Source organism: Empedobacter sp. UBA3475 (genome assembly GCF_002378465.1).
Classification (GTDB): Bacteria; Bacteroidota; Bacteroidia; order Flavobacteriales; family Weeksellaceae; genus Empedobacter; species Empedobacter falsenii_B.
Genome location: NZ_DFRA01000045.1, coordinates 24,492 through 33,757, shown reverse-complemented (window position 1 = coordinate 33,757; position 9,266 = coordinate 24,492). Strand labels below are relative to the sequence as shown.

The 9,266-nt window shown below is 30.9% G+C and carries 8 protein-coding genes and 1 pseudogene; 5 read left to right on the top strand and 4 right to left on the bottom strand.

From position 1 onward, the window contains the following. The 3 genes and pseudogenes from B3I31_RS10330 to B3I31_RS10320 form a co-directional block, all read left to right on the top strand. A pseudogene (locus B3I31_RS10330) lies at positions 1-136 on the top strand (IS982 family transposase); the annotation flags it as partial. Between the two features lie 195 nt (positions 137-331). Beyond that, positions 332-2,014, top strand: a complete 1,683-nt coding sequence (locus B3I31_RS10325) for an RluA family pseudouridine synthase (protein ID WP_286496377.1) — start codon at positions 332-334, stop codon at positions 2,012-2,014. Between the two features lie 21 nt (positions 2,015-2,035). Next, entirely contained in the window at positions 2,036-2,386 is a 351-nt protein-coding gene (locus B3I31_RS10320) for a hypothetical protein (RefSeq protein WP_219035247.1), read from the top strand. Positions 2,387-2,451: 65 nt separating this feature from the next. Here B3I31_RS10320 and rimO read toward each other — a convergent pair whose 3' ends face one another. The 4 genes from rimO to B3I31_RS10300 form a co-directional block, all read right to left on the bottom strand. After that, positions 2,452-3,756: a 30S ribosomal protein S12 methylthiotransferase RimO gene (gene rimO / locus B3I31_RS10315; RefSeq protein WP_286496376.1), complete on the bottom strand. Its 1,305-nt coding sequence runs from the start codon at positions 3,754-3,756 to the stop codon at positions 2,452-2,454. Between the two features lie 357 nt (positions 3,757-4,113). Further along, complete coding sequence (locus tag B3I31_RS10310) at positions 4,114-5,151, bottom strand: glycosyltransferase (RefSeq protein WP_221855888.1); 1,038 nt, start codon at positions 5,149-5,151, stop codon at positions 4,114-4,116. A gap of 6 nt (positions 5,152-5,157) precedes the next feature. Then, complete coding sequence (locus tag B3I31_RS10305; protein WP_221855886.1) at positions 5,158-5,592, bottom strand: DUF2750 domain-containing protein; 435 nt, start codon at positions 5,590-5,592, stop codon at positions 5,158-5,160. Between the two features lie 5 nt (positions 5,593-5,597). Next, positions 5,598-6,755 carry a THUMP domain-containing class I SAM-dependent RNA methyltransferase gene (locus B3I31_RS10300; RefSeq protein WP_221855924.1) on the bottom strand — a complete coding sequence of 386 codons (1,158 nt, stop codon included), beginning with the start codon at positions 6,753-6,755 and terminating at the stop codon, positions 5,598-5,600. Between the two features lie 98 nt (positions 6,756-6,853). On the opposite strand from B3I31_RS10300, the gene B3I31_RS10295 reads away from it, so the two are divergent. Together B3I31_RS10295 and B3I31_RS10290 are read left to right on the top strand one after the other, a co-directional pair. After that, entirely contained in the window at positions 6,854-7,327 is a 474-nt protein-coding gene (locus B3I31_RS10295) for a DUF4265 domain-containing protein (RefSeq protein WP_291059617.1), read from the top strand. A gap of 98 nt (positions 7,328-7,425) precedes the next feature. After that, positions 7,426-9,207, top strand: a complete 1,782-nt coding sequence (locus B3I31_RS10290) for an aminopeptidase P family protein (protein ID WP_291088015.1) — start codon at positions 7,426-7,428, stop codon at positions 9,205-9,207. Positions 9,208-9,266: the final 59 nt, after the last annotated feature.

The window sequence follows — 9,266 nt, the reverse complement described above, 5'->3', positions numbered from 1 at the left end:
ACGAAATTATGCAAAGACTTTTGAAGGATTTAAAACCAGAATTCTAGCTAAAATTACTGCACTTACTGTGGTTCAGTACATTAATAAAACATACTTTAATCGAAATATTAATAATCTAAAAACTCAAATTATTTAATATGCACAACGGGTTAACTATAATAAATTATTTTACACTAAAAGTCCAGAGAGTAAAAATCGTTATGAATTTCAAAATGAATATAAAATATCTAAAAAATTGAAAGATAATTGGTATTTATTGGAACGAATTGAGTAATACAATTTCAAAATTTATTGCTTAAACTGTATCTTTGCATCGATTTTAAAGAAGCAAATGTCCAATTATTTTCAATATTTTAAACATCCAATTACTACGTACGAACTTCCCAAAAAGTTTGATTATCCATTTTATTATGAACCTACTGAAATTGCGAAGCAAGCATGTAGAGAGCTACAAGAATACTTGGAAAATCAAACCGATTTTGAACATAATTTTGGTTTAGAAAATGACCAATCTTCCACTCCAATTGGTAAAATGTTTGGTGTTTTAGTTGTTCGAAATCAAAAGAATGAAGTAGGATATTTAGCGGCAGTTTCAGGTAAATTGGCTAATACTAATCAACACAAATTTTTTGTTCCACCTATTTTTGATATGTTGAATAAAAATGGTTTTTTCTTAGAACAAGAAGAACGTTTGAATGAAATCAATCGTATTTTAGAATCATTAGAAAATGATCAAAACTATCTACAACTTAAAGAAGATTTTATTCAATTTGAAATCAATTCTAAGTTAAAAATTGAAGAAGGAAAACAACTTTTAAAATCAAATAAAAAAGACCGAAAATATCAACGAGAAACAATTTCTCCAACTTTATCTCAAGATGAAATTCAATTTTTTGAAGAAGATTTAGTCAAACAAAGTTTACGTGATAAATATGAATTTAGAATTCTAAATGAAAAACTTGATTCTGAAAAACAGATTTTATTAAGCAAAATAAATGTTTTTAAGAATGAAATCAATTCATTAAAAGAAGAACGAAAAATAAAATCTAATTTACTTCAAAATCAATTGTTTAATCAATATCAATTCTTGAATAAGTTTAAGCAAGAAAAAGGATTATTAGAAATTTTTTCAACAACTGTATTTCAACAACCTCCTGCTGCTGCTGGTGAATGTGCTGCACCCAAATTATTGCAATATGCGTTTCAAAATGATTTAGAACCAATTTGTATGGCTGAGTTTTGGTGGGGAGATTCGCCAAAATCTGAGGTTAGAAAACATGGTCAATTTTATCCAGCTTGTACAGGAAAATGTGAGCCTATTTTAGGACATATGTTGCAAGGAATTGAACTGAATGAAAACTTATTGTTGAAGCAAAATTCAACTGTTGAAGAGTTAGAAATTTTATATCAAGATAATGATTTGGTTGTCATCAATAAACCAGAAGAGTTTCTTTCTGTTCCTGGAATTGAGATTAAAGATTCGGTTTATCTTAGAATTAAACATCAATTTCCATTGGCAACAGGTCCAATTATTGTTCATCGTTTGGATATGTCAACTTCTGGAATTCTTGTTTTGGCGTTAAATAAAGAAAGTCATAAACTTCTTCAACAACAATTCATTAAACGTAAAGTTCAGAAACGCTACATTGCACTTTTAGATGGAAATATTGAGCGCGATAATGGTTTTATAGATTTACCTTTACGTGTGGATTTGGACGATAGACCGAGACAAATGGTTTGTTATGAACATGGAAAAACGGCGCAGACAAAGTATGAAGTCATTGCAAGAAAAGACAATAAAACGCTTGTCTATTTTTATCCAATTACCGGTCGTACACATCAGTTGCGCATGCATGCTTCGCATCGTTTGGGACTAAATGCACCAATTATTGGTGATGATTTATATGGTACGAAAACAAATCGTTTGCATTTACATGCCGAATCCTTAGAATTTACGCATCCGAAGACGAAAGAATTGATGAAATTTCAAGTAGATCCAAATTTTAATCTCTAATTTTGCGAAAGAATACAAAGAATGGAAAATAAAGATTTGACAATACGAGAAGTAATTTATCGCGATATGGATACGTTGATTATGGCAAAATTGAAAAACGGATCTAATATTTCGATAGATGATTTGATCGATATTTCTTCTTATTTAGCTGCAAGTTTGTTCCGTGAACGTTGGAAACAAAAAGGTGAGTTGAGCGAAGAAGAAGTGAATATCGTTTTAGGAAATTTAGGTGATTTTTGCAATGAACATTTTGGTGAATATTTTACGCAACAAGATTTTGATAAAATTGTAAAAATCTCCCAATTATTGTTACAAAAACCTACGTTTGATAACGATTCGAAAGAATTTTTTGATGAAATATTGAAAAAATAAAGAAAAAAATTAAGCATAAAAAAACCACTTTATTTGAAGTGGTTTTTTATTATATCTCGAATTGATTAATCAATCACTTTACAAATTAAATCGAATTCGTACGCTTCAATAATCTCTACATTTACAAAATCACCAACTGGTAAATAGGTATCAATTGCAGAAATCAAAACTTCGTTATCAACGTCTGGCGAATCATATTCTGTACGTCCAATAAAGTTATCACCTTCCTTACGATCAATCATTACTCTAAATTGTTTTCCAATTTTTTCTTGATTCAAATCATACGAAATTTGAGATTGAATTTCCATAATTTCTTCAACACGTTGTTGTTTTACTTCCTCTGGTACATCATCTTCTAAATTATAGGCATGCGTATTTTCTTCGTGAGAATAAGTAAAACATCCCAAACGATCAAATTTTTGCTCTTGTACCCAAGCTTTCATTTCCTGAAAATCTTCTTCTGTTTCGCCTGGATATCCACAAATCAATGTTGTACGAATCGCCATATCAGGAACTTTTGTACGCATTGCGTCTAACAAAGCATTCGTTTTTTCGTGTGTTGTACCACGACGCATTGATTTTAATAATTTTGTTGAAATATGTTGTAACGGAATATCAATATAATTACAAACTTTAGGTTCTTCACGAATTACATCCAAAACATCTTCTGGAAAACCAGCTGGAAATGCATAATGTAAACGAATCCATTCGATACCTTCAATCTTAACTAATTCTTTTAATAATGATGCTAATTCACGTTTTTTATAGATATCTAAACCATAATACGTTAAATCTTGTGCAATCAAAATTAACTCTTTTGTTCCATTTTTTGCCAATTTAGTAGCTTCTGTAACTAAATCTTCGATTGGACGAGAAACATTTCCTCCACGCATCAAAGGAATTGCACAGAAAGAACAAGGACGATCACAACCTTCAGCAATTTTAAGATATGCATAATGACGAGGAGTTGTTGTTAAACGTTCTCCAACCAATTCGTGCTTATAATCTGCACCCAATGCTTTTAATAAAAGTGGTAATTCTCGCGTACCAAAATATTGGTCAACATTTGGAATTTGCTCAATTAAATCTGGTTTGTATCGCTCTGACAAACATCCTGTCACGAAAACTTTTTCCACCAAACCATCTTCCTTACGTTGCACGTAATCTAAAATTGTATCAACACTTTCCTCCTTTGCATTATCAATGAAACCACAAGTATTAATCACCACAATTTCCCCAGATTGCTCATGTACAACCTCTTTCCCATTGGCTTTCAGCTGTCCCATTAACACCTCAGAATCGTATACATTTTTAGAACATCCTAACGTAATTACATTAATTTTCTTTTTTCCAGTCGATTTTGTACGCATTACTCTAATTTAAGTCTGCAAAATTACGAAATATTTGAGAGAACTGACCGAAAAGATTGAATGGAACAAGTATAAATAGCTAAAATAAAAATTTTTAAACCTAAATAACTTTAAAGAGAATAGATTTCTAAACAACTAACTATTTTAGAAAATTAATCAATTATTACGATATTCTACTTGAAATCTATTTAATAAATATATTTTAACGAATTGATTAACAAAATATAACAAGTCATTTATAGTTTAATTTCAACAATAAATGTTAAATTTGAGCTAATTAGTATTTTAAGTTAGATGTCAAAGCAATGCTTTGAAATTAAGAAGGTCAAGATTTCTCTTGACCTTTATTTTTTATATTTAATCGATATGATAATGACTCGGAAAAGCCTTTTTAGGATTCTGTTTGAGAATATTCAACCTGAATTGACTTTCTAAAAATCCATAACCATAATTGAAAAATTGAATTAAAGTTGTTTGAATCGATAATAAACCAACTACCGCAGATTTAAAACGAATAGTTGAGAAAATAAAAATCAAAAACATGTAAATTAACCACAAAACAAATGGGGTTTGAAGAATAAATCGATGTTTTGGAAGAATAAAACTCAACAATAAAAATAAAAATGCAACTAAAGTTCCGACAAAAAATAAGCTTGGAAACCAAAAAGTTGGTTTGATATAATTTGGATGACGTTGATTAAGAATTGGGCGTGCAACTCCAAATTGATAAACTTGTTTCGCAAATTTCTTTAACGAAGTTCTACGTTTATGTATCACTTTCGAATCTTGAAATAATCGCGTTTCAAAATCATTTTCCCACAAACGCATTGATAAATCTGGATCTTCTCCAACACGTAAATCAGCAAATCCACCCGTTTTTTTGTACGCTTTTCGAGAAATTCCCATATTAAAACTACGTGGCTGAAATTTACCAATTTGCTTTTTTCCTCCACGTATTCCTCCTGTTGTTAAGAAAGAAGTCATCGAAAAAGTAATTGCTTTTTGCAAATCTGTAAACGAGTCATCTGCATCATCTGGTCCGCCAAAAGCGTCAACAAAATTAGTTGTCAATTCTTTTTTAACCGATTCAATATAAGTCGAAGGAATAATCGTGTCAGAATCTAAGAAAATGAAATAATTTCCATTCGCTTTTTCCATTCCATAATTTCTTGATTTTCCTGGTCCTGAATTTGTTTTGTAATAATAATGAAGATCTAATTGAGTTTCAAATTTAGCACAAACCGCATCCAATTTATTTTTAGAACCATCATCTACAATAATAATTTCGAATGATTTATCCGTTTGTTTTGTTAAACTTGACAATAATTCTGTCAATTCATCTTGACGTTCATAAACGGCAATAATTATCGAAAGTTTTAAATCTTCTTTTTCCAAAATAAATTATTGATTGAATGATTCTTTCAATTCTAAAGTTACTTTCTGGATTTCGTTCAAATCCTTAAAATGATTCGTTTTGAAAGTAGATTTTGATTGATTCAATTCATGAACAATAGCCAAAATTGTATCCAATGGACTTTGCTCCTCTCCTTTCGAAGTTTCGTCAAAATTAATTCCAACCAAAGAAACTTCTTCAATCATTCCGAACAACCATTCTTCTAAAAAAGTATTCAAATCTATCGAATCAATTTTATGATTTGCCCATTGATTTTGTTTCGCTTTTTCAGCTAAATCTGTATTCGACCAAAAACAAATTACCTCTAAATTAGAGCCATCTTCGTACTCAAATTCTTCCGAATACGAAATAGCAAAACCTTCTTCAGAAGTTAAAAGATATACTTTTTGATCTTGACAAATTTCTTTTATAAATTGACTCACTTCTTTTAATTTTGATTTTTAGTTTTTTTACTTCCTTCGTACATTTCGTATTGTAAAAAGTCGCATTCTAACTTACCGTTAAACACTTTTACCTTTTTCGAAGGACGTAAACCGACATATTTTTTGGCTTGTAAATCTGATGTGATAAACCACGCCAATGTATTTGGATAACTCGATTTTAATGTGTCTCCAATTTGTTTATAAAATTCTTGGTTATTGTTTTCAATACGCTCATCATAAGGCGGATTGAACACCAATAAAACTGGGAACAATTCCTTTTTAGATGTAAAGAAATCTTGATTTCTCACTTCAATGAAATCTTCTAAATCAGCAGATTTTATATTCATCTGCGCGATTTTTACCATCATTGGAGAAATTTCGTAACCTACAATTTTATATTCTGATTCCTTGATTCGATTTAAACGCGTATTACGAATTTGTGTAAACAATGTTTCGTCATAATCTGGCCAGTTCTGAAATGCAAAATGCTTACGATGAATTTGTGGCGGAATATTATTTGCAATCATCGCCGCTTCAATCAACATTGTTCCTGAACCACACATTGGATCAAGGTAATTTCCTTTTCCATCATAACCTGCTTGCAACAACAAACCTGCTGCTAAAACCTCGTTAATTGGAGCTGGACCAGTTTCTTCACGATAACCACGTTTGTGCAAAGATTCTCCCGAAGAATCTAACGACAACGTAATTTTATCGTGTGAAATATGTAAGTTGAAACGTACATCTGGAAAATCTTTATCAATGCTTGGACGACGACCATTTTTTTCTTTGAATCGATCTACAATAGCATCTTTCACTTTAAGCGCTGCGTAATGCGAATGCGTAAAATAATCTGAATGAACAGTTGGATCAATCATAAAAGTTTGATCGACATTTAGATAATTTTCCCAATGGAATTTTTTGAATTTCTCGTACAATTGATGATCATTTTTCGCAGAAAACGAAAGAATTGGCTTCTGTATACGAAGTGCCGTACGCAAGCTATAATTTGCTTTGTACATAAAACCTAAATCGCCATTAAATTCAACCATTCGGTTTTGAATTTTAACATCTGCCGCACCCAACGCTTTTAATTCTTGCGCTAATATTTCTTCGAAACCAAAAAAGGTTTTCGCAATCATTCTGAAATTTTCCAAGGAAATAAAATTTTTACAAAAGTACGGGAAATAAAGGAAATTGAGAAAGGAATAATTGTTTTTCGATATTCTAAACTAATTTATATCTTAACAAAAAATATTTCATGGATCAAGAAACTAAATATGAAAAAATATTGGTTCGATATTATAGTAAGGTTTTAGAAGAAGAAATAGTTGAAACACTTTGGACAGAAACCATAGACAAAGAAAAAGGATTATATAAAATTGAAAATATTCCGTTCTATGGTCCATGTTTTTCAAGTGACGATATAGTATTTGCTGAATATGATAACGATGAAGAATGTTTGACTTTTAGAAAAGTAATTGAATTTTATGGAAATTCGACAGTTCAAGTTATGATAATGAATGATGAAATTAATAGAGATGATATTAGAAATATTTTCAAGAATTTGAATTGTGAAAGTGAAGCGCTGAATGAAAAATACTTTGTTCTAGAAATTCCTTTAAAAATAAATTATAAATCTGTTTTTGATAAATTAATCGAATTACAAGAAAATGAATTTATTGCTTTTGCAGAACCTGTTTTATCAGAAAAACATCGTGATGAAACCAGATAATAATCTTAATAATATTTCTTAATTTCTATATTTTCCTTCATCGACATTCTTCGTACCTTTCGGCTATTAAAGTTTAATTTTTTAGAATTCGATATAAAATGGAAAAAATCACAGATCGTCTTTCAGCTTTGAGAGAGGTTATGAAACAAAATGGAGTTAGCGCAACAATTATTCCTGGAACAGATCCGCACGGAAGCGAATATTTACCAAATCGTTGGAAAGAGCGTACATGGATTTCAGGTTTCAATGGATCGGCTGGAACTGCAGTTGTAACATTAGAAAAAGCGGCTGTTTGGACGGATTCGAGATATTTTATTCAGGCAGAAGATCAATTAAAAGACACGACTTTTGAGTTGATGAAAATGAGAATGCCAGAAACTCCTTCTATCAACGAATGGATTATTTCTCAATTAAAAGAAGGAGAAGTTGTTGGTCTTAATCCGCAAATGTTTGCGCACAATGCTTTTGCAGAAAATTATAACGAGTTTTCATTCAATCAACTTTCAGTTAAAAATATTGATTTAATTGATTTAGCTTGGCAAGATCGTCCTGCTTTACCAGAGAATCCATTCTATATTTATGATGTAAAATTTGCTGGAAAATCTGCTTCAGAAAAAATTTCGGAAGTGCGCAATGAGATGAAAAAAGCAAATACCAATGTATATATCATGAATTCGTTGGATGAAATTGCGTGGTTATTTAATATTCGTGGAAATGATGTTAACTATAATCCATTGACAATTTCATATGCCGCTGTGGATACAGAAAATGCGTATTTATTTATAGATGAAGCAAAAGTAACTCCAGAAACAAAAACTGCTTTAGCAAATGAAGGAATTACAATTCAACCTTATTTAGCGGTTTACGATTATTTAAAGAAACAAAACGAAAAATCACATGTTTTGGTAGACGGAAATCGAATCAATCAATCGTTATATGAAGCCATTTCTACTTCTTCAATAATTAATTTAGTTGCTTCTCCAGTAACAAATCTAAAATCTGTTAAAAACGAAGTCGAACAAGAAGGCTTCAGAAATGCAATGGTAAAAGATGGTGTTGCATTGACGAAATTTTTCATGTGGTTAGAAGAAAATATCGAAAATAACATTAATGAAGTTACAATTGATGAGCAATTGAAATTTTTCCGTTCGCAACAGGAAAATTGTAAAGGTGCAAGTTTCGGGACTATCTGTGGATACGCTGATCATGGCGCAATGAACCACTACTCTGCTTCGCCTGAAACTGCTTATACATTAGGTCGAAAAGAAATGTTGTTAATCGATTCTGGAGCTCAGTTTTTGGAAGGAACAACAGACATTACGCGCACTTTGATGTTAGGAGAACCAACTACACAACAAAAAACAGATTATACCTTAGTTCTTAAAGGAAATATTGGTTTATCGCAGGCTATTTTTCCTGTTAATTCTCGTGGTTCTTTGTTAGATGTTTTGTCTCGTAAAGCGCTTTGGGAAAATGGTTTCAATTATGGTCACGGAACTGGACACGGAGTTGGTCATTTCTTATGTGTACACGAAGGGCCACAAAGTATTCGTTTAGAAGAGAATTTAACTCCACTAAAAGCTGGAATGGTGCTTTCTAACGAACCTGGTTTGTATCGCGATGGTGAATACGGAATCAGAATCGAGAATCTAATGATTGTTCAACCAGCGATATCTACTCAATTTGGTGATTTCTTGAAATTCGAAATTATTACAGTTTTCCCAATTGAGAAAAATTTGATTGATGTTAATTTAATGACAAACGAAGAAATTACATGGTTAAATAACTATCATCAATTTGTTTTCGAGAAAATTTCTCCATTCTTAGACGAAAAAGAAACAGCTTGGTTGAAAGAAAAGTGCGAAGCTATTTCTAAATAAATCAATTTAATTTTAACAAAAATTCATTCTGAACTTGTTTCAGAATTAGAAATAAAAAT